The organism is Nitrospira moscoviensis (assembly GCF_001273775.1).
Lineage (GTDB): Bacteria > Nitrospirota > Nitrospiria > Nitrospirales > Nitrospiraceae > Nitrospira_D > Nitrospira_D moscoviensis.
Genome location: NZ_CP011801.1, coordinates 4,250,634 through 4,275,224 on the forward strand (window position 1 = coordinate 4,250,634; position 24,591 = coordinate 4,275,224).

Sequence of the window (24,591 nt, forward strand, 5' to 3'; positions counted from 1 at the left end):
TACCCGGCGGGAGGCCGGGGCTATAATCAGCCGCACGAGGTCGAGTCATGGTTGTGACTGTCTTTCGGTGGCTATTCCTCCCCGCGGTCCTTGCGCTGGTTACCTTTTCCGACCCCGTCGGGCAGGCGGCCGATCTGCCCGGCGCGGATGAGCTTCACATCGAAATCTCCAAGAAAGGGCTGGGGAAGGAAGTGGTGATTACGCGCGGCGCGCAGGAATGGTTCATGCTGATCGAGGTGACGCCGGAGAACACCGTGGTGGTACGGCAGGAGAAGGACCAGGACCGTTACCTCGTGGACGAAAGCGAGACGCACGACCGCCCGCTGACCGCCGGCGAGGTGGACGCCGCCATCGCGGATTACGTCAACAGCGTGAAAACCCGCGCTCAGAAAAAGTAAGCTCCATGCCGAAACCCAAGTTCGTGATCTTCGCCCACAACGCCACCTACGATAAGCTTCACCAAGTCGCCACGCTCGGCATGACCGCCGCCGCCATGGGGAAAGAGGTGATCGTCGTCCTGCTGTTCTGGACGATCAAAAAACTCGCGGACGGGAGGATCGACGAGCTGGACTTCCCGCCGGAATATGCCGCTTCGGCCGACCAGGTCGCGCGCCTGCTCAAGGAAAAGAAAGTGCCGAAGATTTCCGAGATGTTTCAAGACGCCAAACACGTGGGAAGCTTTCGGCTGATCGCCTGCAGCGCCGGCCTCGAGTACATGGGCGTAGACGGTGCGGCGGTGGAAAAGAACGTCGATGAAGTGCTGGGCCTGCCCGCCATTCTGACACTCACCGCCGACGCCGAAACGAAGCTGTTCATCTGAAATCCGTGACGGGTGACGCACGACCAGCGAAATCGCGGGCCAACCTTGTCACCGTCACAGGTCACGCCTCACCGTGACGTGGTCACTCCGACCCGATCGCAGTACTCGATGATCTTGCAGCGGCTGCAAAACGGAGAGACGGGCTGGCAAAGGTTCTGCCCGTACGGCACCAGCAGATCGTTGAAGGTGATCCAGTACCGTTTCGGCAGCTTGCTGCGCAAGGCCTGCTCCGTCTGTTCCGGTGTGGCGGTTTTCACATAACCCCATCGGTTGCTGATGCGGTGGACATGGATGTCCACGCAGATCCCCGGCTTGCCGTAGCCGACCGTCACCACCAGATTCGCCGTCTTCCGGCCGACGCCCGGAAGCGTGACCAGCTCTTCGATGGAATCCGGCACGGTGCCGCCGTACTGATCGATGAGCCGGCGGCAGATCTGGTGAATGGCTTTGGCTTTGGTGCGGTAGAAGCCGACGGGATAGATGGCCTTTTCGATGCGCTTCAGCGGAACCTTGAGCAAGGTCTCCGGCGTATGGGCCAACGCAAACAGGCGCGCACTGGCTTCACTTGTCGTCTTGTCTTTGGTCCGGAGACTGAGGAGACAGGAGATCAGGATCCGAAAGGGATCACGGGCGGACTCACGGGCGACGACACCGACCACCGGCTCCTGCCATTGGCGGATTTCGCGCTTGACGATCCGAAGGGCCGCGTGGATCTGGTCCTGACGCATCGAGCGAGGAGTCTCGAAGTCGGCGCACAGAGGGATGGGGAGGGCTCGAGCGGCGTGGTTGCCCTCTACTCAGGCTTCCGCTTCGCCAGCCACTTCTGCCGGCGCCGTTGAGCCTCGCGCTGTTTCGCTTTCTTTCTCACGCTCGGCTTCTCGTAATACCGGCGGCGCTTCAGCTCCCGGAACAGACCTTCGCCGGCGAGCTTCTTCTTGGCGACCTTCAGGGCTTTTTCGACGTTGTTGTTGAAAACTTTGATTTCCATCCGATCCGACTTTCTACTTTCTCAGGCTGCGCCTGTTCTGGGGCTGTCACCACGTCTTCAAGACGGCGGAGTGTAGCATAGCCCCCGGAGTTCCTCAAGACTTCGAGTCACGGCGGCGATCCGACCTTCGAACATCGCCCGCACTTCTTTATTTTTCAATAGCTTGATATTGACTTTGGCAGTATGGAGTCCGGCCTCGGAAGAAGCGAGAGCCATGATCAGCGCCACGGTCAAGTCCGACCGGACGGCCGGCTTGGCGGCGTCCCGGTAGGCCGCCACCGCCCGGCCGACCGCACAAGCCGCCTCGGCAATCTCCACCGGCACCGCCGTCGCCCGATGCATCGCCGCTTCCATGTGATCGGACCGCTCCGGCCGCTCCTTTGGAACTTTGCCGGCCCGCGCCACTTCACCATAGGCTGCCATATCGGCCTGGACCAGCCCCTGCAGCCGCTCGGCGAATCGGAGCAATGTTTGTTCGGCCTCGCCTCGCTCCGCAAGTCGTGCGCCCATCACTCCCAGCGCCGCGGCCAGCGCCCCGACCAGCGCGGCCACACTCCCTCCCGCCGGCGTCGGGTTTGGCGCAGCGACGTCGCGGAGAAAGCCGGCCAACGAGCTGCCGTCCGCCCCCGCCATCGCCGCCCTCATGCGCGTCTCAAGAATCTGCGCCGGGTCGAATCGCTCGCATTCGAGAAACGCAACTCCCACCTGATTCAACGCCTCCTGCGGGACGAGTCCGATGAATTCGCTCCCGGCGATGTCGACGCCGTACTTGGCGGCTTCGGTCTTCACCGCTTGAAATGCGGCCTGCAGGGGGGTGACGCGATAGTCCGTAAGATTCATCGAGACCTGGACCAGACCGCGGCTCGGCAACGGCACGCCGATGGCCTTGAGCGACGGCAGGCCGCCGGTCGACTCGCGGACGGCCCGCGCGATAGCTTGGGCGATCGGAAGGTCCTGGCTCTTGAGGTTCACGTTGAAGGCGATGAGCGTCGGCCTGGCGCCGATGACGATCGCGCCGGCGGTGTCGTGCAATGTCGGGGGGCCGTAATCCGGCGTCCACGACGGGTCGGATTCCATCCGCGCGCGCAACCCCGGCAGTCCGCCCTGTCGGATGCGTTCCAGTCGCACCCGTGTTGACGTCGTCGCCGCCCGCTCATAGAGAAAGACCGGGATTCGCAACTCATCGCCGACCCGGCGGCCGAGCCGGCGGGCCAATTGGACACACTCGTCCATCGTCACGCCTTCGATGGGCACGAACGGCACCACGTCGGTCGCTCCCACGCGAGGATGGACGCCGCTGTGACGACGGAGATCGATGAGCCTGGTGGCCGTCTGGATTGCCCGCCACGCGGCTTCCGCCACCGCCTCCGGAGAACCGATAAACGTCACGACGGAACGGTGGTGGTCGGCGTCCATGGAATGGTCCAGCAACCACACGTCCGGCACCGACGTCACGGCCGCGACGATGGCGTGGACCGTCGCCGGCTCGCGGCCTTCGCTGAAATTCGGCACACATTTCACGATCCGGTTCATCGGCGCGCTCGCGGCGGCTCATCAAACAGAAAAGCCGGAGGGAACGCCCGTTCCCTCCGGCTCCATCGTAATGGATTCATGAGGTGGGTGAAGATCGGTTACTTGGCCTTCTTCACGAACGCTTTGTAGATGCGGCCGGACTTGGCTTGTTCTTCTTCCATGCCGAGCATCTCATGGCCGGTGGTTTCGCACCACGCCGGCATGTCTTTCTTGATGCCCTCGTCGTCCGACACCACTTCCAGCACTTGTCCCAGCGCCAGCTCCTTGATCTTCTTGGAGGTCAGGATAATGGGCATCGGGCAAAAGTACCCCAGCGTATCGAGCTTGATATCGGCTTGCATCATAGAATCCCGTTTCTTTGGTTTGTCTGGTTTGTTTGGTTTTTCTGGTTGCGAATCCCCTGGCACCAGACAAACCAAAGAAACCCATCAACTAAATGAACAAGTTCACGCTCCCCTGCTTCGCTTCGGCCAGATAGGTCGTCACCCCGGCGAACTGATCGATTCCGTCGATGAGCGTGTCTTTCGTAATCCCCATGAGCCCCATCGTCGTGGTGCAAGCGATGAACCGGACGCCGAGATCCAGCGCCGTCTGCATCAGTTCGGGTACGCCGGGCATCCGGTTCTGCTTCATCACCTTCTGCATCATCTTCGTCCCGATGCCGCCGAAATGGAACCGCGACAAGGGCAGGGACTCGGCGCCGCCTTTATTGAGCAGGCCGAACATCCGGCGGAGCCAGTCCTTCGCGGAACTGGTCGCGCCGTTTTTGCGGATCGTGTTCAGGCCCCAGAAGGTGAAAAACACCGTCACTTGCATGCCCATCGCGGCGGCGCCGGTCGCGATGATGAACGCGGCCATGGCGCGATCGAGATCGCCGCTCAGCAGCACGATCGTGACCTTCTCCGGCTTCGACTCTTGTAAGTGGGCCAACGTGGCGGTCGGCTCTATTTGCGTGGCGTTCATGATGTCACCTCGGTGAGAACCCGCGATTTTTCTGCGTGAGACAGAATAGTATGGGGTTCCTCGAAGAGTCAAGAAACGCTCACCGCGGGCGCCGATCCGCCGTTCGCTTGACCTTGCTCCGATCGGCCGTTATAGTGCCGGCCAACTCGGTATCCACGCATCGCGGCACCGCATTTCCTTCCTCGGTCTATGAACGTACAGCCAGCGCACGATATCGTTTCAGTCAAGGGAGCACCCCTTCTCGGGTTTTGGTACCCCGCCGTGCCGAGCGACACATTGCGCCGGTCGTCGATGCAGGCCGTCACCATGCTCGATCTGCCGATCCTGCTGTGCCGCGACCGGGAGGGCCGGCTGTCCGCCATGCGGGACATTTGCCCCCACCGCGGCATGCCGCTGTCGTTCGGGCGATTCGACGGGGAGCGAGTGGAATGTCCCTATCACGGCTGGCAGTTTGACACGAACGGCCGGTGCCGCCGCATCCCGGCCCTCGTGCAGGGCGATACCGTACAGACCGACAAGGTGCGGCTCCCCACCTACCCGGTGGACGAAACCGACGGCATGATCTGGATCTATGTGGCCGACGACCGCGGGCATAACGGCTCCCTGCCGCCCGTGCCGCGCCTGCCGCTGCCGTCGGAGCCGCAGCAGTCGTTCCATATCTCGCTGACCTATACCTGCACGCCCGACGACGGCGTCATCGGCCTGATCGATCCGGTCCACGGGCCCTACGTCCATTCCTGGTGGCGGAGCGACGCCCGCATGCACGAAAAAGCGAAAACGTACGAGCCGATCCCGAACGGCTTCCGGATGGTCGCGCACCAGCCGGCCAAGAACAGCGGGCCGTTCCATTGGCTGCAGAAAATTTACGGTGGGCCGCTGACCACGACGATCGACTTCGTGCTCCCGAATCAACGCGTCGAGCTGATGCAGTGCGGCACGTTCTGGGTCGCGAATCGTCTCATGGCGACGCCGGTGAACGAGATGGAATGCCGCATCCACTTCAGCGCCTTGTGGCACGGGTTGAACTGGGTGCCCTTCGGCAACTTCATCTTTCGCACGCTGACCAAAATGTTCCTGGGCCAGGACGAACGGGCGATGAAGAACCTGGCCGTCGGCCTGCGGCACAAACCGTCGTCGATGTTTCTGGGCGACGCCGACATGCCGGCCAAGTGGTACTACAAGCTGAAGGCCGCCTACCTGACATCCGTCCAAACCGGCCAGCCGATGGACCATCCCCTCAAAGAGCGAGTCACGCTGCGGTGGAGAAGCTGAATTCGACGCCCGTCCCCGACATGGCGGGCTCCGATCGGGGTCATTCCGAAGCCAAGATCAACCCCATAGCCCGTCGGATCTGATCACGGCTGCCCAGCAGCACGATGATATCGCCCGCCTGCAGCTTCGTCTTTTCGGACGGATTCGATTCCGTGACTCCCCCTCGGGTCCAGGCGATGATCGACGCGCCGGTGCGCGGCCGGACGGCCAGTTGCGCGAGCGTCTTGCCGGCCGCCGGCGAATCCTCCTCGATACGGCAGGTTTCCACTTCCACATCGCTCAGCGTGCCGCCGCGCAGATGGTGCGCGAGCTCCGGCAGCTCGCTCCGCCGCAGCAAGGCATAGCCCTCCCGCCGGATCTGCTCGGCTTTCCGCATCACGAACTCCTGCGGCATATTGTAGGTCCGCAGCACCAGCGCGAAAATTTCGATCGAGGTTTCGAACTCCTCCGGGACGACGTCGTCCGCCCCCAATTGATGCAGCTCTTCCAGCTCCCGCAAGTACCGGGTGCGCACCACGATATGGATTTTGGGGTTCAGCCCCCGCGCCACCTGCACCGTGCGGCGCGCCATGAAGGGATCGGAGATCGCCACGACCAAGACCTTGGCGTCTTCGATCTTCACGTGCCGCAGCACGTTGGGATTCGTCGCGTCGCCGTAATAGAGCGGCACGCCGTGCTGCGTCTCCCGGCGCACCGTGTCTCCGTCCAGGTCCAGGGCGATATAGGGAATCTCGGTTTCGCCCAACACCCGGGCGAGGTTCCGCCCGTTCAGCCCATAGCCGACGATGATGACGTGGTCCTTGATGCGGAGATGCCGCCCTTCCGCTTCCAAGACGTGGGCCGTGGTCCGCGTGGGAAACCACCCGCGCACCCGCTGCACGGCCTCGACCCGCCGGGCGAGATGCGGCGACCACTGCATGAGAAACGGGGTGATGATCATCGAACAGACCGAGACGGCCAGAAACACCTGATAAGGCGCTCCAAGCAGCAGCCCGTTCTCCTGCCCGACCTGCGCCAGAATAAAGCTGAACTCCCCGACCTGCGCCAGTGCGACGCCGGCCATGACGGCGGCCCTCGGCGGCGCCGCGACGGCGAGCACTGCGCCCGCGCCCGTGAGGAACTTGACGACCAGGATCACGCCCAACAAGCCGGTCACCACCAAGGGATACTGAAGCAACACGCGCCAGTCCATCAGAATGCCGATCGAGACGAAAAAGAGACTGTTGAAGCTGTCGCGGAAAGGCAGGACTTCAGCCATGGCCTGATGGCTGTACTCGGACTCCGAAATGACCAGGCCGGCGATGAACGCGCCGAGTGCGAGGGACAACCCGCCGAGCGAGGTGAGCCAAGCGATGCCCAAACACAGCACGATGATGGTCAAGAGAAAGAGCTCGCGGCTGCGGCTGCGGACGATATGCTCGAGCAATTTGGGGACGGCATACCAGGCGGCGGCCACGACGAGGGCCACGACGGCCGCCGATTTGGCGAGCGTGAGCACAATCGATACCGCCGCCCCTTCGTTGGGACTGGCCAGAATCGGGACGAGCAGAATCATGGGCACGACGGCCAGATCCTGAAACACCAGAATGCCGATCGTCGCCCGGCCGTGAATGGAATCGGTTTCCCCGCTCGCCGCCAAGGCCTTGAGGACGATCGCGGTGCTGCTCAGAGACAGGAGGAATCCCCAAAACACGGCCTGCTGCCACGCCAGTCCGGCGGTCATCGCGGCGATCCAGACGACCAGGACCACGCCGCCGACTTGGATGGGCGCCGCGATGAACAACAGCCGGCGCAGCGAGGCCAGTTGGACCAGCGAGAACTCGATCCCGATCGTGAACAACAGGAGGACGACGCCGATCTCCGCGAGGGTCTGCACCGTCCCGATATCCGAGACCAGATGGAAGCCGTGCGGCCCGATGAGCGAGCCGGCCACCAGAAAGCCCGCAATCGAAGGCAGGCGAAACTGATGGAACACGAACACGACCGCGATCGACACCGCGAAGATCACCAGCAGATTGCTGAGCACCGTGTAGTCGGTCATGGTCAATCGTTACCCATCGCCGGCCTACGGCGGGCGACGGCGTAAACCGAAGCTCCACATCACACAATCACGAAATCACTACCTCGTACTTCCATGAGGTACGCAGGATACCCTAGGCCTGTGAGCGCGACAAGGCAAAGCTGCTTGTCCTCCCGCCGGTTCTTGGTTACAGTGCGCGCGGCAGGCGCCGATGATCCAGGCCATCCTCTTCGATTTCAACGGAGTCATTGCGGACGACGAGACGTCGCACTTCGTCTGTTTCCAGCAGGCGCTGGCGGAATTCGGCCTCTCGATCACGGCCGACCGGTACTATGGGACCTATCTGGGCATGGACGAGCGCACCTGCACGGCCCTGTTGCTCGCCGCCCGCGACGGCCGAGGCGATGCGGCGCGCGTTCGGCCGATCATGGAGCGCAAAGCCGCACTGTTCGCCGATTACACCGCACAGCACCCACCGTCGCTGTTTCCCGGCGCGGCGCAGTTTGTCGAACGGGCGCGGGAGCACTATCGACTCGCCCTCGCGTCCGGCGGCAGGAGAGCCCAGATCGACCGCGCCTTAAAAGGGACGGCGATCGAGCGCGACTTCGAGGTGATTGTCTCCGCAGAGGATTGCCCCATCGGGAAACCGGATCCCGCCATCTATCTGCTGGCCTTGGAGCGGTTGAACGAGCAGGCGGGCCGCAGGGCGCTGAAGCCCGAGCACTGTCTGGTGATCGAGGATTCGAAAGCCGGCATTCGGGCCGGCCGCGCAGCAGGCATGACGGTGCTCGCCTTGTCCACCACCTATCCGGAAGCCGAACTCGCCGAAGCGCACGCCGTTCTGTCCGATCTCGAGCGAGCGCCTCTCCCCCTTGATGTCCTCTTCAGCAACCCCGGGCGGTCGGCGATTTCACCCTTGTCCGGATGACATTCGTTCAAACCGGCCACCAGTCTGGATTTCCCCCTCCAAAGAGGCATAGACTGACAAAACGGGCATTGCGTAGGGTGTGCCTGCCACTCACGCGAACACCAGGGGCGATCAGGCCATGCGCTCTTCGCCACAAACTTGGAGGTGCCCGATGCGATTCATGCACCTGTCTCTGTTCTCCGCCGCGCTTGCGCTCCTGACGCCGCTCTCCTCGTTCGCCGATACGCCGCCGGTCCCGAGCGAGCCGACGACCACGTGGGAATGCCCCCAAGCCGATGGGACATCGCTCTACACGAACAAGGAAAAAGCCGGCTGCCGCGCCATGGTGCTGAAGCCGCTGTCCGTGGTGCCGAGTTTGGAGCACATGCCGACGATTCCCCGCCCCGTATCCGCGCCCCCGCCCTACCAGATGCCGGCGTCCCCGCTCGGACCTTCCGGAGCGGATCGCCAGCAGGTGCCGGATTGGGCGCGCGACTGGTATGCCCGCATCGCGCCGTCAAGCTCCGTGCAGGAAGAAGTCTGCTCGCTCTATTCGGAGTGGCTCCATCTCGTGCAGAAGACCCGCGGGGGATTCTTTTTCGGCACGGATCCGAACTACGGGGGGGACGTGACGGGGCGCAACCAGCGGGGGCCGAGCTACTCGTTCTACGACAACGCGCGCTACATCGCGTTGAACAGAATATTCGGTACGGGATTCGTGCCGATCGGTTGTCCGTAGAGCGGCGGTCAGACCTTATAAAACTCCCGGTACCACTTCACGAACCGCGGGATTCCCACCTCGATCGGCGTGGCCGGCTTGAATCCAACGTCGCGCGACAGGTCCTCGATGTCGGCATACGTGGCCGGCACGTCGCCGGGCTGCAGGGGCAGGAGTTTCTTCTCCGCCTTTTTCCCGATCGCCTCCTCCAACACTTCGATAAAGCGCAGCAGCTCCACCGGCTGATGGTTGCCGATGTTGTACACCCGCGCCGGCGCGGCGCTGGTGCCCGGATCCGGCTTGTCGCCGGACCATGACGGGTCCGGCGCGGCGGCGCGGTCCAGCGTGCGCACGACCCCTTCGACGATATCGTCCACGTAGGTGAAATCGCGCTGCATCTTGCCGTGATTGAACACCTCGATGGGCTTTCCTTCGAGAATCGACTTCGTAAAAATGAACAGGGCCATGTCGGGGCGGCCCCACGGCCCGTAGACGGTGAAGAAGCGGAGGCCGGTGCAGGGCAACCTGTACAGATGCGCGTAGCAATGGGCCATCAACTCGTTCGCCTTTTTGCTCGCGGCATAGAGGGAGACCGGATGGTCGACGTTGTCGTGGATGGAAAACGGCATGTGGGTATTGCCGCCGTACACCGAGCTCGACGAGGCGTAGACCAGATGTTCGATCCGGCCATGCCGGCATCCTTCCAGGATGTTCATGAAGCCTTCGATGTTGCTCTCGGTATAGGCGTGGGGATTCACGAGCGAGTAACGCACGCCGGCCTGCGCGGCCAGATGCACGACGCGGCTGAACGGCTGCTCGGCGAAAAGGTCCCGCATGCCGTTGCGGTTGGCCAGGTCGAGCTTGATGAAACGGAACCGCTCATGCGGCGTGAGCTGCGCCAGGCGGGCTTGTTTGAGGCGGACGTCGTAATAGTCGTTGAGGTTGTCGAGGCCGACGACCTCATCGCCCCGGTCCAATAGCCGCTGAGCGACGTGGAACCCGATGAACCCGGCCGCGCCGGTGACCAGAATCGGAGCCTTCGACCCGCCCATATCTTCTCCTTGGAAAGGGAACGATCTTATGTCCGGCCGCTCTGCTTCATAAACGGCGGCTCGCCATGGTCCAACCGGAACAGAGCCAGCGGCGACAACCGTTCACCCGTCGCCACTACCTGCATACGGCCCTCACCGGCCGCCCGATACACATCGAACGCACGAGCGTAATGATACGCACAGCCCTGCGCTTCGAGAAGGCCTTTCAGTTTTTCGGGCGGCTCCCAATGGGCGGTGAGCAGCGCCGTCCGGGCCGGATTCCGCCGGCTGAACATGAAGGACAAATGGTCCGGATACCAGTCGGCGCCGCCGGTGGCGTAGGAGACGAAAAGCCGGGCCCCCGCCGCGGCGCAGACCTCGGCCAGATAGGCATTGGTCAGGTAGCCGTTTTCGCCCACATCCAGCCACTTACCCGGATGCGACAACGGCGCATGAGCCGCATAACTTCTGAGCTCGAGCAGCTGTTGCTGCGAAGCGCACACGAGCGGGACGGGTCCGTACTTGTCCGCCAACTGTCGGATCACTCCGTCCTTGAGCGCCGAACGCCCATCGTTGGTCGGCCCGCTGTCGGCGTGCACGAGCACGTTATGCCCGCGATCGGTGACGAGGTAACAATTTCTTGGCATCTCCAGATCGCATGGGTCTTCTCCATAGAAGGGAACGGAGATGACCGCACCGCCCTCGAAGGGATAGCTGTCGCCGTGCGCCAGTTCGACGATGCGCCCGAATCCCAATTCGCGCAGCAAGGAAAGATAATCGTAATAGAGCTTCTTGCGGTTGCGGCGGCTGGGGACGACGATGGGCGTCTCCTTCGGCAGATGCAGCAGAGTGCGCGGGTCCACATGATCGTCATGATCGTGCGTGAGGAACACGGCCGCCGGCTTCGGCAGGAGCCCGCCCCACAATGAAGGCAGGGACGACTCGGCGAACCAGGGCAACAGCCAGGGATCGAACAGGAACACTTGGTCGCGCTGCCGGTACAAGAGGGCGGCATGGCCCAAATGGACGAGGTCTTGATCCTGGACGACGTCGAACCAGTGTCGGCGAATGGAGCTCGTCGGCGCGCTCACCAGGCACTCATACTGGGAGAGCGATTCCATGAGCCGGATCAGCACGGCCTGCGCCTCACGCGGCGCGGTCACGACGACGGTCTTGATTTCTTCCGTCCGGTGCGTCCCATCCAACAGCCCCAGGACCTTGCCGACGAGGGGACCCAGCGGCCGCTGATCGAAGCCGAGGGGAATCGCCTGGCGTTTGACGGAATGGAAGATCCGCAGCCCGCCGTTCGTCACCGTGGCGGACTTGGTGGGGTCGGTCGGAAATTCCCATTGAAACGTGCCGTCCGGTTTTCGCCCGCACCGGATGTGCTGGCGCAGGTAGGGCCGCGCGCTCACCAGCTCGGCATAGGCGTCTTCGAGACGCCGTTGGCGCTCGGGATCGTCCAGCGGAGCGCGCTTCGAAAACACGTCGCTGATCGCCGTGTCGATGGAGCTGGCCAAGAGACGATGCGCTTCATGCAGGGCGGCGACGACCTCCGGGGCCACGCCCGCGACGAAGGGAAAGGGGCCCGGCGCTTCCCCGCTTTCGAATTGCACCCAGCACCAGGGGGCCAGGCTCACATAATGCTGTTGTGGCAGTCGGTCCCAGATCGTCATGGTCGTGATGCGTGACGCGTGACGCGTGACGCGTAAGGCCCCGGCATCCGTTCATGTCTCAGCTGGTCACCAGTCACGTGTCACCCGTCACTTCCACTCCAGCTTGCTGATCGTCGGTTCATACAGGGCTTGAATGACATTGCCGTCGGGATCGGAAAAATAGAACGAGTAGCTGCCGTCCCGGTGTTGCTTCGGCGGCTTCACGATGCGGCCGCCGAGCTCCTCTATCGCAGGCGACACCGTCCGGTACATGCGGTCGACCGCCTGCGGCGTCTCCAGGATCACGCCGACATGGTCCAGCAACTGGCTTCCCGGCGGCCGGTAGGACGGCAATTCGTGCGGCGCGATCTGATGCAGCGCCAGGTTGTCCGAGCCGGAGCTGAAATACACGTTGTCGGGATCCGGCTCCCAGACCACGTTCATCCCGAGCAATTGCTCATAAAATCGCCGGGACTTCGGCAGGTCGGTTACACGCAGCGCCAGATGGCGGAGTCCTTGATGCAGTGGGTTGGCCATAGTGTCGTCGCCGCCGGTGAATTGTATAGTAGGGAGCCCCGCCGCCGCCCGTCAACGGAAAATCCGCCTCTGTGGCCGAGCCGACCGGTGTGGTACGATGGCGTTCCTCAACGCCACGCCAACAAAGGAGATCGGTCTCATGTATGCGTCGATTCGAGCAGTGACGATGGCCACGGTAGCCGGGATATCCACGTTGTCGCTCGCCGCGGGACTCGAAAAGGAGATCACCGGCAAGGACGGGGCGCCGATGGTGCTCGTGCCGGCCGGTCCGTTTCCCATGGGCGTCCCGCAAGGGGATCGCGACGGGGGGCGCGACGAATATCCGCGTCACGAGGTCTTCGTCGACGACTTTTACATCGACAAGTACGAAGTGACCAACGGCCGGTATGTGCAATTCGTCACGGCCACCGGACACCGCGTCCCGCAGAATCCCAAGAACCCGACCCGCAATCTCTGGCAGGGCGACCAGATTACCGAGTCGCTCGCTGAGCGCCCGGTCGTCAACGTGGACTGGCACGACGCCGAGGCCTACTGCAAGTGGGCGGGCAAGCGGCTGCCCACGGAAGCCGAATGGGAAAAGGCGGCCAAGGGCACGTCCGACCGCCGGTTCCCCTGGGGCAACGTCGAGCCGACCAACAAGCATTTGAACTTCAACCAACAGTGGATCGGCGAAAAAACGCTGATGCCGGTCGGCAGCTACGAAGCCGGCAAGAGCCCCTACGGCGCCTACGACATGGCCGGCAATGTCTGGGAATGGGTCCACGATTGGTACGACCCCCGCTACTACGAGAAGAGCCCGGCCAAGAATCCCAAAGGTCCGGAGACCGGCACGAAGCGCGTCCTCCGCGGCTCCGGGTGGCAGAACGAAACCCCCACCGTCCGGATTTTCACCCGCGTCGAGAGCGAGCCGACCGTACGGAATGAATCGACGGGATTCCGATGTGCCGCCGATGCAATTAAAAAGTAAAAATGCAAAATGAAAAAACTCGTACAAGCCGGGATATCGTTGAACGCACATTCTCTTACGCGCTTCAGATCATTCAGCTTTGCAGACACATTGAACAGAAATCGGGCATCTCTCGGGGTCTCGTAATCCAAGTTCTTCGATCCGGGACATCAATAGGTGCGAACGTCGAAGAGGCTCAGGCTGGTCAAAGCAAAGGGGATTTCGTCAGCAAGATGGCTATTGCGCTAAAAGAAGCGCGGGAGACGCGCTAGTGGCTTCGCTTGATCCGGGAATCAGGCCGCTCGATATCCTTGTCAAGGAAGCAGCAGAGCTTTCCAACATCATCGGAGCAATTATCGTTAAGACGAGAAGGGCGTCTAGCTCTTAGCCTTTTGAATTTTTAATTTTCCATTTTTCATTCGCCGCCATGAGCGGAAACCAAGGTTTCAACGGAATAGCTGTCGCCGCATTCGAATCCCGCATGGCGGCCGAAATGACGCGGCTCATCGAGCGCTACGGCGGCCGGCCGCTCGTGACACCGGCGTTGCGGGAAATTCCGCTGGAGGACAATTCGGCGGCGCTGAAGTTCGGCGTGCGCCTGACCACCGAACGCATCGATATTCTGATTCTGCTCACCGGGGTCGGGACCACGGCTTTGTTCGATCTGCTGAAATCCCGCTATCCTTGGTCCACGATCGTGGCGGCTCTCAAACAAACCGTCATCGTGGCACGGGGACCCAAGCCAGTCGCCGCTCTCAAGGCCCTGCAGTTGCAACCCACCTTGACCGTCCCGGAGCCGAACACCTGGGTCGACCTGATCTCCACGTTGGATGAATACCGGCCCGTGAAAGGACTGCGCGTCGCCGTGCAGGAGTACGGCGTCAGTAATCCGGAATTGTTGGAGGCGCTGAAGGAGCGGGGAGCCGAGGTGTTCCCGGTTCCCATCTATAAATGGGCCTTGCCGCACGACCTCGAGCCGCTGCGGCGAGCGCTCGACCGGATCATCGCCGGTGAGGTCCCGGTCCTCCTGATCACCAATGCGGCGCAAGTGGAGCATGTGATGCGGGTGCTGGAGCAGGACGGGAAGGTCGAGCCGTTTCGAGAGGCGTTGAAAAAGACGGTCGTGGCCTCCATCGGCCCGACGGCCAGTGAGCGGCTCCGCCAGCACGGCTGGCCCATCGACCTCGAGCCGTCCCACTCGAAAATGGGCATTCTCGTCAAGGAAGCGGCTGAGCGAACCGCCTCGCTGCTTCCGGGCCAATCCTGACCGACATAATTCAGGGGAGGCCCGACCTAGATCGGGCCTCCCCTGTCTCTCAGCACCAGGCGAGGCCGGTCACCTAGCGATGAGAGACGGACACCACCGGCATTTCGCCATCAGCGCCGGCGTCCGCCTGCCGGGCGCCGGGCTGGGCATCGACCAGCGGTTTCAAGCGCTGGTCCCCGATGGGCAGCACCCGCAGATAGCCCCATTGTCCCGACTGCGCATAGGGCAACCGCTGGTTGCTCCACACATAATCGCCGGGCATCCGGAAGGGGCCTCCGGCGCTCGGGATGAAGGCGTCCAGCGCCTCCGACCCGGAGAACTCGACCACGCTGATCATGTCCGCTCCCTTCATGAAGGGCTCGATCGGCCATTCGTGGCGTTCGACGCTGAACATGCCGTTTTGTTCATTGCTCGCGCCGAAGACATGGATGCGGACCGGGTCGCCGGCATGCGCCTCGATGATCGGCGTCACCGGATCTTCCGGCTTGTCGACGACGCAGGGTTGAAACACTTTGCCCAACGTGCAGCCTTTCTCTTCCCGGAATTTGTACGGCTCCGCCCGATAGTTCACCGCCGTCAGACCCGCAGTGTTCTGCACGTAGGGCATGAAGCTCGTGCCGATGATGTTGTCCTCATCCTGGAAGAAGAGGGCCACGTCGCGATAATTGGTGCGATGCTCGTAGCCCTGGATCGTGCGGTCCACGATGACGTCGGCCACCCAGCTGTTGCGGTTTGAAAGATCCGCTCCTGTCCGGGGGTCGCGGTACTTGGCTCCCTTCGGGCCGATCACCAGCGCTCCGTACAGGCCGTTGCGTGGATGGGTCATCACGTTGCCCCAGTCCCACACCAGCGAGGCGGTTTCACCGAGGAAGGGATCGGCATAATAGGTGTAGGTCCGGCTCTCTCCCGGCGCGACCGTCTGATCGCCGGGATTGTTCCCGACGTTCGCCCCCAACGAATCCTTGGGATCGAAGGCCAGGCCGATGGCCGAGAACGACGCCCGGCCCTCCTTCATCCGATTCGTCAGCTTCACCTTGATGCAGTCCCCCACGTTGGCCCGCAACGTGAGCGGCATGGGCTGCAAGCCCGTCGCCACGGTCGCGGCCTCTTCTTCCAGCACGTAGATCTTGGCTTGCGGGTTGACCATGGTGATCGTCCGCTCGAAGTCCACCTCGATGGCGTCCGGCGCTTTCGGATTCAACTTCATGCCGGGGTAATCCATCGCGACGACGTTGAAACTCTTCACCGGCGCATCGGCCGGACAGACCGGCAGCGGCTTCGGAATCTCGTTTCGCCGGCTGTACCCGGCGGGCAGCTTCTGCAGATCCGGCGCTTCCCGGTCGAGCACCCGCAGAATGCCCCAGGCGCCTTCCGAGAACTTGGAGGCGCGGCCGTTGAAGTGGATGTAGTCTCCCGGCTGCAACCGCGGCCCGCCGGCCTGCGGCACCACCAGATCGTACCGTTCGGCGATCCCGATATGGATCGAGTTCTTCCGGTTGGCGTCGCCGGCGTAGCGTTCGGTGAGATAGGTGTGGCCGGACAAGGTCCAGACCATCGTCTCATTCGCCATGGTTTGCAGCAGGCGGAACACCACCGTGTCGCCCAGATAGGCGCGGACCAGCGGCGTGTAGGGGTCGCCGTGCACCGCGCTGCTGAACAGCTTCGAGGGATCGGGGTTGGCCGCAAACCGTCCCGAGATCGGCTCCGCCTTGAAGTTCAGGCCGCCGCCGGTCGTATGCGTGCCCCCGTTGAGGAACGGCATCGGCGTCATCGGAATGTGCTCCGGCATCGGGAACGAGACCGTCTTGCCGGCTTCCAGCGCCACTTCGATGGGCTGGCCCGGCGGATTGCCCTCGGTGACGATGTTGACCGTGTGCGGTACCGTATCGTTGAGCTGCACGAGCAGCTCGCGGAAGCTGCCGTTCACGCCATACCCCACCGGCTCGGCCGTCCGGATGTCGGCGAGCGGGCCGCTGCGGATCTGCTTGCCCGTCTTCGGATCATGATACGTCGAGCCGACCGGCTCGATGACGATCGTGCCGAATCCGCCGTGCGGCCACGTGACCCGCCCCAGCGCATGGTCGTGCCAGAAGACCGTCCCCACGTCGGAATCCACCCAAAACCGCTGCCGGACAAACTCCACCGTGACGATGTCGTTCACCGGATGGTTGTGCGCGAGCGGCCGGTAGAGCTTGATCCGGTTGCCTTGGATGGATTTCACCCGTCCGATCTCGTTGCCCTCGACGTTATCGGCCCCGATCAGCAGCTCGACGTTGGGATGGTATTGCGCGGCGTTCTTGACCGTGATGACCCGCTCGCCCTTCTTCGCGGGCTTGGTGAAGACCGTATTCATCGGCACCGGCAGGCCCTTCTTGACCTTCTTTTCGAGCATCGTGAAGGGCCGCACCGACTGCTCGTAGGAGAAGCCGGTGATGACGCCGTCCGACGATTGATTGTCGAATTGGAGGAAATGCCAGTGCGTGTTGATCTTGGACGACTGGAAGTTGATGTGGTCGTCGTCCTCCCATTCGCTCGTCAACATCCAATCGATGCAATCGTAGATGTTGGCGCGCACCACGAGCGGGTACTTGATGTCGCTCGTGCGGACCTGGGCCTCTTCCTCATGCAGAACGTAGATCAAGCCGTCGCGGTCCACGATGGCCGGCGTCTCGCCTTGCTTATCGGCGAGCTTCATCGGCGTCTGGATGAAATGGACGTTGTACTTCTTGGAGCCCGCATTTTCCGGACACATGCTCCAGCGGCCGTTTTCACCCGGCTTGGCCGGATAGGAACTGGGCATTCCGTCCTCGTCCAGATGGATCATGTCCAGCCAAGGGGACGGATTGTGGTTCTGCGAGAACGGCACGCGCCGGCCGAAGTGCGGCTTCAGATGCGGCCAGGCAATCTTGCCGGTGGCCGCCTCGAACACGATCGGCAGCCGTTCTCCGGGGTGCGGCGATTGGTAGCGCGGGTTCAGCACAGTGTTTTCCGGCTCCGTCATCGCGCGGGATCCCTGCCAGGCCCAGTTCAACACGCTCGCGTCGTAGGAGCGCGTCTGGTCCATTTCATGATCCTTGTGCCCGGGTTTCCCCTGCGGCGGCAGCTGCATCTCCACCCAATCCTTGATGGTGACGACAGCCGGGTCCGCTTTCCAATCCGTCTTGCCCTTCTCGATGATGCGGAACTGCTTCCCGAACCAGTCGACCGTCTTGCCGATCAGCTGATCGGACGTCACGCCCGGCCTGATGCGGCCGGCCCGGTCCGGCAGCTCGCGCAGATCAGGCATCGTATCGTTGTGATGGTCGCCTTGCTGGAGCGTGTTGTAGACGCGCCAGTAGCCCCACATGCCGGCGATGTAGTGATGCGCGACGTGGCAGTGGAACAGGAAATCGCCGGCCAGCTGCTGGCACAGGCCCGACCCGCATTCCGTTTCCAGGTCCATGCTCTCCGACGGGCCGATCACCTCGACGTCCACGCGATCCGATTTGGTCCGGATCACGGGATATTTCACCGGCCCGTTCTTGGCCGCATGCCACAAGGGCATTTCATCGATCGCGCGCGGGCTGCGCGGCCAGCGGATCGAGCCGCCGTGCGGATGATGCGAGTGGAAGACTTCCGAGCCGCCGTGCACCAGGCGGAACTTGGCCGGATCGCCCAAGTAACTGCGCGGCACAGTCGTCGCCGGATCGCCGAACGTATAGGCGCTGTAGGCCATGGACTCGTCTTCGAAGCCGAAGTATTCGTGCTGCGTCTGCATGTTGTCGACGCCGAACGGCTCGCTCCGGTAATTCAGCGCCCGGGCCACGGGTCGGTACACGTCGGTCAGAGGATCGCGCTGCGGGAGGAAGTCGCCCTTCTTGTTCAAGGGCCGGAAGGCCTCGTCGCCGACCTCGTGATACATCAGGACGAACTCGCGAAAGTCAGGCCCCGCTCCGTTCTTGATGATCGCCTGCCAGCCGCTCTTCATCGGCGCCGGCTCGCCGGTTCCCAGCGGGTCGAGATATTCGGAGCCTTTCGGCTCGACGACGAAGGTGCCGAAGAGGCCCATGACGGTCAGCTCGCGATCGTTGCTGTACGAGTGGAACTGGCGCCCGCCTTCCTGTTGGGTCGGCGGAATGTACCATTCCAGATCGACGGCCTTGCCTTGCGGTGCGATGCTGTCCGGGTTCGTGGTCGTCGCCGGTTGGCCGGTCGAGGCGACCACCATGCTGGAGCCGTGGATGTTCAGGCTGACTTCCTCTCCGCCCTCCAATTGGTTGCGGAGCGTGAGCTTGACGCAATCGCCTTGGTTGCCGCGGATGACGAGCGGCTGAATCCATTGGTTCTGCAGGCCGTTCGTCACGGCGCCCGGATCGTGCCCGTCCTTCTCGCGGGCCTCGCGGTTCTTCGCTTCCTCTGCGCGCACCTTGTCGAGATGCTCCGTCAGCACGTACATGTAGCCGGGGTAATAGTCGAGCCACATGTTGAGGGAAATCTCGACGTTGATCGCCGAGATATCGTAGTGCCGGACCGGCGCCGACGCGGGACAGCGCCCGCCCGAGAGCGACACCGGCTCGGCGCCCGGATTCGACATGAGCAGCACGTCCTGATTGCCCGCACCGTATTGATGCATCATGCTCAGGTTGTTGAAGTAGCCGCCCGTGCGCTGCGCCGCGGCGTCCTGCTCCATTTGCTGCATGATACGGTGATGCTGGCGCTCCACCATGGCCGTCCGTTCGGGACGGCCTTCCAGCGTATCTTCGACGATCGTTTGGCCCTTCAGCCGCTCCGCCCAGGCCCCAGTCGGCGCGCTCCCGCTCCGCTCATGATCCGGATGTTGAGCGCCCGCGATCCCCGCCAAAGCCAGCATCATGGCGCAGGCGACGTATGCAAATCTGCGATGATGTTGGACCGGCCTCCGCATCATAATGTCTCTCTCCTTGCTCGTGTTTCTGTTGTTCGACCGCCGCCGTTCAACGGACGACGGGGTTCGCCTGCGCCAGCGTGTCTGCCTCCGCCGGTTCGGCGGTGGTTTTCTGCGCCTCATCCTTCTCGACATGGATGACGCCCAAGGCGCCGGTCAGCGCGTCCTGCAACGAGTGCGTGACCATCGGGTACATTCCTTCTTCCGGAATGATCAGATCGAACGTCGCGCCGCCGCCCGGAGGCAGGGTGTAGGTCTGCACGCCGTACTCGACGTTCTTGGGATTGCCGCTCGCGTAGACGCGATCAAAGATGGCGCCGATGACGTGGAATGCGGAGAAATGGTTGGGACCCGCGTTGACCACGTGCAGACGGATCAACTCGCCGGGTTTGGCTTTCAGCGGCTCATCGAGGTAGCGGTTCGCCCGCCCGTTGAAGACCACGAATTTCGGCTTGCCGGCCATCATCATGTCGACGTCGTAAGGCGTGGGGTAGATTTCGCTCTGCACGATCACGTATTCCCGATCCGGCTTGATGATCGGCTGGCGGGGCTCCACGATGACGGCGCCGAACATGCCGTTGGCGATGTGTTGGATCATCGGATCGGTCCCGCAGTGGTAGTAGAAGACGCCCGGAGAGTCCGCCTTCCATTGGAACGACGCTTCGGAGCCGGTCGGGACTCCCTGGAAATGCAAGTTCCACGGGGTGCGGGCCGCATGGAAATCGATGGAATGGACGCGATCCGCCTCATTCTTGAGGGTAAAGTTGACCACGTCGCCTTCTTTCACCCGGATCACCGGGCCCGGGAAGGTCTCGTTGAAGGTCCAGGCTTCCCGCTGGTCCCCTTTGGCGACATCCAGCGTGACGATCTTGGCGCGCAGCTCGACCGCCACCGGTTCGGCTCTGCCGACTTCCGCCCAGCAGAGCCCGGCGGCGGCCATGATCGCCAACGACCAGCCCAGCCGATACATCCGGGCCTCCCGTTCAGATCCCGATTCCATCGTCCGATCCCGCTCAGTCCCATACTGTTCGTCGTCCACGTCGGTCCTCCTGGTGAAAGGCTTCATTCAACCTGAGTTGTGCGAAGGGATCAGCAACCGGCGTGCCGTGGCGCAGTCGAAGGGCGAAGAACGGAAAGGCGAGCAAACGTGACGCGATTCGAAAGACCGGATGAAAAGTCGGAAGCGAGGACCGCGAAGGGTCGCGGCCGGTCGCGAGATTTCACGGTGATGAGGCGCGGGAGCGGCGTTGAGAATCAGGCGATGGGCAGGTTCGCAGGCCGGGTGACTCCCAGCTTCTTCATCCGGCTCCGAAGTGTGCTGGGATTCATGCCGAGTTGGGCCGCCGCGCCTTGGGGTCCGTAGATGCGCCAATGAGTCGACTCCAGGACCCGGACGATGTGCCGGCGCTCTATATCGGTGAGATTCGAAGACGGTTCCGCCGGCGAAGCCGGGGTGCTCAAGAATTGCGGTTCGATATCGACCACGGGCGAGCGGGCCAGGATGACGGCCCGCTCGATGACGTTCTGCAGCTCACGCACGTTTCCCGGCCAGGCATAGCGGGTTAACCGATCCATCGAATCGGCGCTCAACTCCAATGCCGGCCGCTTCAGTTTCACCCGGTAGGCCTCCAGGAAATGCCGCGCCAGCAACGGGATGTCCTCGCGCCGGTCCCGCAGCGGCGGCAGGAGGATCGGAAACACGTGCAGCCGGTAATAGAGATCCGAGCGGAACTGGCCGTCGCTCACCGCGGCGACGAGATCGCTGTTGGTCGCGGCGATGACCCGCACGTCGACCGGCACCGGCCGTGTCCCGCCGACACGATCCACCAAGCCGTCCTCCAACACCCGCAACAATTTGGCTTGGGCTTCCAACGGCATCTCGCCGATTTCATCCAGAAAGAGCGTGCCGCCGTTCGCGAGCTCGAACCGCCCGGGGCGGCGTTGGTCGGCTCCGGTGAAGGCGCCGCGCTCGTGGCCGAACAACTCGCTTTCGACCAATCCCATCGGCAACGCGGCGCAGTTGACCCTTATGAAAGGCTTGTCCCGCCGCGGGCTCAGCTCATGGATGGCCCGCGCCATCAACTCTTTGCCGGTGCCGGTTTCGCCCGTGATCAGGACCGTCGTCGAAGTCGGGGCCACCGCTTCGGCCTGCGCCATGCCTTTGCGAAACGCGGCGCTGAGCCCCACCATGGCGCCGAAGTTGTGGGTCAGTTTCAGCTCTTCGACCAAATAGGCGTTCTCACGCGCCAGTTGATGCCGCAGCTTGTCGATTTGCTCGTAGGATTTGACGTGATCGACCGCATAGGCAATCTGGGTGGCGACGAGCTGAAGAAATTCCAGATGCCCGGGGTCCGGCTCTCCGCGTTCCACGCTGCCGATGTTCAACGTCCCGATGCAGGCGTCGCCCACCAACAAGGGCAGGTTGATCATCCGCCCCAGCCCTTCCTGGGCGTAATACTGGTCTTCCAAAAATACCCGCTCGCGATGCAGATCCGGCCGCACATGGATCGCCCGGTGCTCGTAGACCCAGCCGACGGCGCTGCCCGCCTTCGGAATGACCGCATCGCGCTGCAGCACGCGGTTCGGCATGTTGGTTTCCACGGCGTGGAACCGGAACGAGTCGGTCTCGGGGTGGTAGAGGGTGATGCCGGCCCGCTCCCAGGACAGCACCTTGCGGATCTGTTCGGTGATCGCGCGCCACAGACTGTCGGTGTCGCGCTGAGAGTTCAGCACGTTCGTGACGGCGAGCAGCGCGCGATAGCTTGCTTCGTTGTCCCCCACCGGCGCTCCTGACAGACGGGCCCCTCCCGAGCAGACGGGGACCGCCGTCCGGATCTCAGTGGAGTCCGCCGCGGCGCCCGCAGGAGGATGATGAAAGAATACGTGACCCATCAGTTCACTCGCAAGACCGATGTCGGGATTGCATGCGGGCTATGTCTCGTGCCGCCGTGCCACCGGGAACGCCCCAAGGAGCGATTGAACGATCAGGACGCCGAGGACGACGACGCCGGCCCGGACCGCGACCAGTTTTGGGATCTCGAGGTGCGAGAACTGGGCCGGTGGAAATTGCCGCTCGATCTTGTCTTCCAGGTCGTCGAACGCGGCGGTGAGGATCCTGGCAAGCGCCACCCCGTCGCCGTTCCGGAGGTAAGCCAGCACTTCTTCGTGCTCGCCCTCGTCGACCTTCCTCACGAGCCGGCGTTTCGTGTTCACCAGTTCTTCCAGCCGCCGCTTCAAGACCTGCGCGCGGCCATGCAGGGACGGCGGGGTCTCCGCCATCCCGATCAGCCGCTCCAACGAAAGGGGAAGGGCCTCCTCGGCCGACAGCATCGGCGCGAGAAAGATGCGCTGCCGCATCAAGACATACCCGCGGAATCCGTTGTCGATATCGGAGGCCAATCGCCGCAGCCGCAGCAGCTCTTCTTTGAGGGCGCTTCGCCGCTCGTGTACTTCGAGCACCTGGCGCCATTGGTTGAGGATGAAGACTTCCGCCGCGGCGAGGAAGAGCAGCAGCGCGAGTCCGGCACAGAGATACACCCACCATGTCTGAGTTCGCCACACCGGTGACCTCATAAGGCTCTTGTATGCCGAAAGGCTGATACATCATCCAAGAATGGAGTCGTGTAACAGACGGTGTACTGAGATGAGTGCGAGGGCTGAGCGGAAAATCCCGCTCAGCCCTCAGTCGTCGCTCAGTCCTGCGATTACAGCCAGGTGACGCGCTCGGCCGGCCGAATGTAGATCGGCTCTTCGACCTGGATGCGCGCCACTTCCTTGCCCGACTTGTTGAAGCCCAGCACGGTGTCGTTGTACATCTCGAACCGCTTCCCGTGGATCTGGGTCTCGAACACCTTCGGGCCCGGAATCACATCGTACCGGAAGATGATCTGCTGGCTCGCTCGCCAGAGCTGGAGAACGGCCAACAGTTCCCGGCTCGGCACCAGGTACTTCTCGATGGCGTTGTCCACGCCCGGGCCGAACATCTGCCGCGCATAGCCTCTCGGCGAATGCCGCGGCGGAATGTAGTAGCCGTTGGGCTCGGTGCCCCATTGCGGATAGAGGGGGAGCGCCACCTGCTCCACGCGGATCGCGTAGTACAGGGGATGCCACCGGTCTTCGGCCCACAGGCCGTCTTCCCCGATGCGCACCAGGCTCTGCATGCGGATCTTCCCCACGCAGGCCGCCATACAGCGCGTTTCCATCGGCTCGCCGCCCGTGAGCGGGTCCTTCCCCTCGATCCGAGGATAACAGGCGATGCATTTTTCTGAGACCCGGGTCGTGCCCCGGTACATGGGTTTCTTATAAGGGCACTGCTCCACGCACTTCTTGTACCCCCGGCAGCGGTTCTGGTCGATCAACACAATGCCGTCTTCCGGCCGCTTGTAGATGGCCTTTCTGGGACAGGCCGCCAAACAGCCCGGGTACGTACAGTGGTTACAGATCCGCTGGAGGTAGAAGAAGAACGTTTCATGCTCCGGCAGCGAGCTGCCCGTCATCTTCCACGGCTCGTCCCGCGAGAACCCGGTCTTGTCGATGCCTTCGACCAAGGCCCGCATCGAGGTCGCCGTATCCTCATAGATATTGACGAACCGCCACTCCTGGTCGGTCGGGATGTACCCGATCGCCGCCTGGCCCACCTTGGCCCCGGCGTCGAAAATGGTCATCCCTTCGAACACCCCGTAGGGCGCATGGTGTTTGCGGCCCACCCGCACGTTCCACACCTGCCCGCCCGGGTTCACTTGCTCGATCAGCTGCGTGATCTTCACGTCGTAGAACTGGGGATACCCGCCGTAGGGCTTGGTCTCCACGTTGTTCCACCACATGTACTCCTGCCCTTTGGAAAAGAGCCAGGTGGACTTGTCGGCCATGCTACAGGTCTGGCACGCCAGACACCGGTTGATGTTGAATACAAACGTGAACTGCCACTTCGGATGCCGCTCCTCGTAGGGATACAGCATCTTCCGTCCCAGTTGCCAGTTATAGACTTCGGGCATACGACCTCCAGTGACGCGTGACTGGTGACGCGTGACG

Annotated in this window: 22 protein-coding genes; 8 read left to right on the forward strand and 14 right to left on the reverse strand. The window is 62.9% G+C overall.

All coding sequences use genetic code 11. The features are described from left to right. Positions 1 to 47: 47 nt before the first annotated feature. On the forward strand, positions 48 to 398 hold the full coding sequence (locus tag NITMOv2_RS20740) for a hypothetical protein (RefSeq protein ID WP_053381669.1): 351 nt from the start codon (positions 48 to 50) through the stop codon (positions 396 to 398). Positions 399 to 403: 5 nt separating this feature from the next. Next, on the forward strand, positions 404 to 820 hold the full coding sequence (locus tag NITMOv2_RS20745) for a hypothetical protein (protein WP_053381670.1): 417 nt from the start codon (positions 404 to 406) through the stop codon (positions 818 to 820). Between the two features lie 68 nt (positions 821 to 888). On the opposite strand, the gene NITMOv2_RS20750 is transcribed toward NITMOv2_RS20745, so the two are convergent. The 5 genes from NITMOv2_RS20750 to NITMOv2_RS20770 all read right to left on the reverse strand — a co-directional run bounded on the left by NITMOv2_RS20750 (position 889) and on the right by NITMOv2_RS20770 (position 4,304). Next, positions 889 to 1,548 (reverse strand): endonuclease III domain-containing protein, encoded by a 660-nt coding sequence (locus NITMOv2_RS20750; RefSeq protein ID WP_053381671.1) that lies wholly within the window; start codon positions 1,546 to 1,548, stop codon positions 889 to 891. 65 nt (positions 1,549 to 1,613) lie between these two features. Then, the gene (gene rpsU, locus NITMOv2_RS20755) at positions 1,614 to 1,808 is read right to left on the reverse strand and encodes a 30S ribosomal protein S21 (protein ID WP_053381672.1); all 195 of its coding nucleotides are present in this window, start codon (positions 1,806 to 1,808) and stop codon (positions 1,614 to 1,616) included. Positions 1,809 to 1,865: 57 nt separating this feature from the next. Further along, positions 1,866 to 3,341: a glutamate formimidoyltransferase gene (gene ftcD, locus NITMOv2_RS23100; RefSeq protein WP_083448265.1), complete on the reverse strand. Its 1,476-nt coding sequence runs from the start codon at positions 3,339 to 3,341 to the stop codon at positions 1,866 to 1,868. A gap of 98 nt (positions 3,342 to 3,439) precedes the next feature. Then, a complete protein-coding gene (locus NITMOv2_RS20765) occupies positions 3,440 to 3,685 on the reverse strand; it encodes a sulfurtransferase TusA family protein (RefSeq protein WP_053381673.1) in 246 nt (81 codons plus the stop codon). An 88-nt stretch (positions 3,686 to 3,773) separates the two neighbouring features. Further along, positions 3,774 to 4,304 (reverse strand): DsrE/DsrF/DrsH-like family protein, encoded by a 531-nt coding sequence (locus tag NITMOv2_RS20770; protein ID WP_083448266.1) that lies wholly within the window; start codon positions 4,302 to 4,304, stop codon positions 3,774 to 3,776. A gap of 261 nt (positions 4,305 to 4,565) precedes the next feature. On the opposite strand from NITMOv2_RS20770, the gene NITMOv2_RS20775 reads away from it, so the two are divergent. Next, positions 4,566 to 5,576: a Rieske 2Fe-2S domain-containing protein gene (locus NITMOv2_RS20775; RefSeq protein WP_238590412.1), complete on the forward strand. Its 1,011-nt coding sequence runs from the start codon at positions 4,566 to 4,568 to the stop codon at positions 5,574 to 5,576. 40 nt (positions 5,577 to 5,616) lie between these two features. Here NITMOv2_RS20775 and NITMOv2_RS20780 read toward each other — a convergent pair whose 3' ends face one another. Continuing rightward, positions 5,617 to 7,617, reverse strand: a complete 2,001-nt coding sequence (locus NITMOv2_RS20780) for a monovalent cation:proton antiporter family protein (RefSeq protein WP_053381675.1) — start codon at positions 7,615 to 7,617, stop codon at positions 5,617 to 5,619. A gap of 190 nt (positions 7,618 to 7,807) precedes the next feature. Here NITMOv2_RS20780 and NITMOv2_RS20785 point away from each other — a divergent pair, with 190 nt between their 5' ends. Both NITMOv2_RS20785 and NITMOv2_RS20790 read left to right on the forward strand, forming a co-directional pair. After that, on the forward strand, positions 7,808 to 8,524 hold the full coding sequence (locus NITMOv2_RS20785) for an HAD family hydrolase (RefSeq protein WP_053381676.1): 717 nt from the start codon (positions 7,808 to 7,810) through the stop codon (positions 8,522 to 8,524). Between the two features lie 151 nt (positions 8,525 to 8,675). After that, positions 8,676 to 9,242, forward strand: coding sequence for a hypothetical protein (locus NITMOv2_RS20790; protein WP_053381677.1), 567 nt, complete (start codon positions 8,676 to 8,678; stop codon positions 9,240 to 9,242). 8 nt (positions 9,243 to 9,250) lie between these two features. Here NITMOv2_RS20790 and NITMOv2_RS20795 read toward each other — a convergent pair whose 3' ends face one another. The 3 genes from NITMOv2_RS20795 to NITMOv2_RS20805 all read right to left on the reverse strand — a co-directional run bounded on the left by NITMOv2_RS20795 (position 9,251) and on the right by NITMOv2_RS20805 (position 12,444). After that, the gene (locus tag NITMOv2_RS20795) at positions 9,251 to 10,273 is read right to left on the reverse strand and encodes an NAD-dependent epimerase (RefSeq protein WP_053381678.1); all 1,023 of its coding nucleotides are present in this window, start codon (positions 10,271 to 10,273) and stop codon (positions 9,251 to 9,253) included. 26 nt (positions 10,274 to 10,299) lie between these two features. After that, positions 10,300 to 11,928 (reverse strand): MBL fold metallo-hydrolase, encoded by a 1,629-nt coding sequence (locus NITMOv2_RS20800; RefSeq protein ID WP_053381679.1) that lies wholly within the window; start codon positions 11,926 to 11,928, stop codon positions 10,300 to 10,302. Positions 11,929 to 12,015: 87 nt separating this feature from the next. Beyond that, positions 12,016 to 12,444, reverse strand: coding sequence for a VOC family protein (locus NITMOv2_RS20805; RefSeq protein ID WP_053381680.1), 429 nt, complete (start codon positions 12,442 to 12,444; stop codon positions 12,016 to 12,018). Positions 12,445 to 12,583: 139 nt separating this feature from the next. Between NITMOv2_RS20805 and NITMOv2_RS20810 the strand changes: the two genes are divergently transcribed. The 3 genes from NITMOv2_RS20810 (at position 12,584) to NITMOv2_RS20815 (ending at position 14,657) form a co-directional block, all read left to right on the forward strand. Then, positions 12,584 to 13,411 (forward strand): formylglycine-generating enzyme family protein, encoded by an 828-nt coding sequence (locus NITMOv2_RS20810; protein ID WP_053381681.1) that lies wholly within the window; start codon positions 12,584 to 12,586, stop codon positions 13,409 to 13,411. A gap of 2 nt (positions 13,412 to 13,413) precedes the next feature. Beyond that, positions 13,414 to 13,662: a four helix bundle protein gene (locus NITMOv2_RS25225; RefSeq protein ID WP_202967279.1), complete on the forward strand. Its 249-nt coding sequence runs from the start codon at positions 13,414 to 13,416 to the stop codon at positions 13,660 to 13,662. Between the two features lie 221 nt (positions 13,663 to 13,883). After that, positions 13,884 to 14,657: a uroporphyrinogen-III synthase gene (locus NITMOv2_RS20815; RefSeq protein WP_187299296.1), complete on the forward strand. Its 774-nt coding sequence runs from the start codon at positions 13,884 to 13,886 to the stop codon at positions 14,655 to 14,657. 73 nt (positions 14,658 to 14,730) lie between these two features. On the opposite strand, the gene NITMOv2_RS20820 is transcribed toward NITMOv2_RS20815, so the two are convergent. The 5 genes from NITMOv2_RS20820 to NITMOv2_RS20840 all read right to left on the reverse strand — a co-directional run bounded on the left by NITMOv2_RS20820 (position 14,731) and on the right by NITMOv2_RS20840 (position 24,554). Next, on the reverse strand, positions 14,731 to 19,563 hold the full coding sequence (locus tag NITMOv2_RS20820) for a multicopper oxidase domain-containing protein (RefSeq protein WP_083448268.1): 4,833 nt from the start codon (positions 19,561 to 19,563) through the stop codon (positions 14,731 to 14,733). Between the two features lie 46 nt (positions 19,564 to 19,609). Beyond that, positions 19,610 to 20,599 (reverse strand): multicopper oxidase domain-containing protein, encoded by a 990-nt coding sequence (locus tag NITMOv2_RS20825; protein ID WP_202967280.1) that lies wholly within the window; start codon positions 20,597 to 20,599, stop codon positions 19,610 to 19,612. 215 nt (positions 20,600 to 20,814) lie between these two features. Beyond that, the gene (locus NITMOv2_RS20830) at positions 20,815 to 22,452 is read right to left on the reverse strand and encodes a sigma-54-dependent Fis family transcriptional regulator (protein ID WP_083448269.1); all 1,638 of its coding nucleotides are present in this window, start codon (positions 22,450 to 22,452) and stop codon (positions 20,815 to 20,817) included. 39 nt (positions 22,453 to 22,491) lie between these two features. Next, positions 22,492 to 23,121, reverse strand: coding sequence for a CHASE3 domain-containing protein (locus NITMOv2_RS20835; protein ID WP_187299297.1), 630 nt, complete (start codon positions 23,119 to 23,121; stop codon positions 22,492 to 22,494). 143 nt (positions 23,122 to 23,264) lie between these two features. Further along, the gene (locus NITMOv2_RS20840) at positions 23,265 to 24,554 is read right to left on the reverse strand and encodes a 4Fe-4S dicluster domain-containing protein (RefSeq protein ID WP_053381685.1); all 1,290 of its coding nucleotides are present in this window, start codon (positions 24,552 to 24,554) and stop codon (positions 23,265 to 23,267) included. Between the last annotated feature and the right edge of the window lie 37 nt (positions 24,555 to 24,591).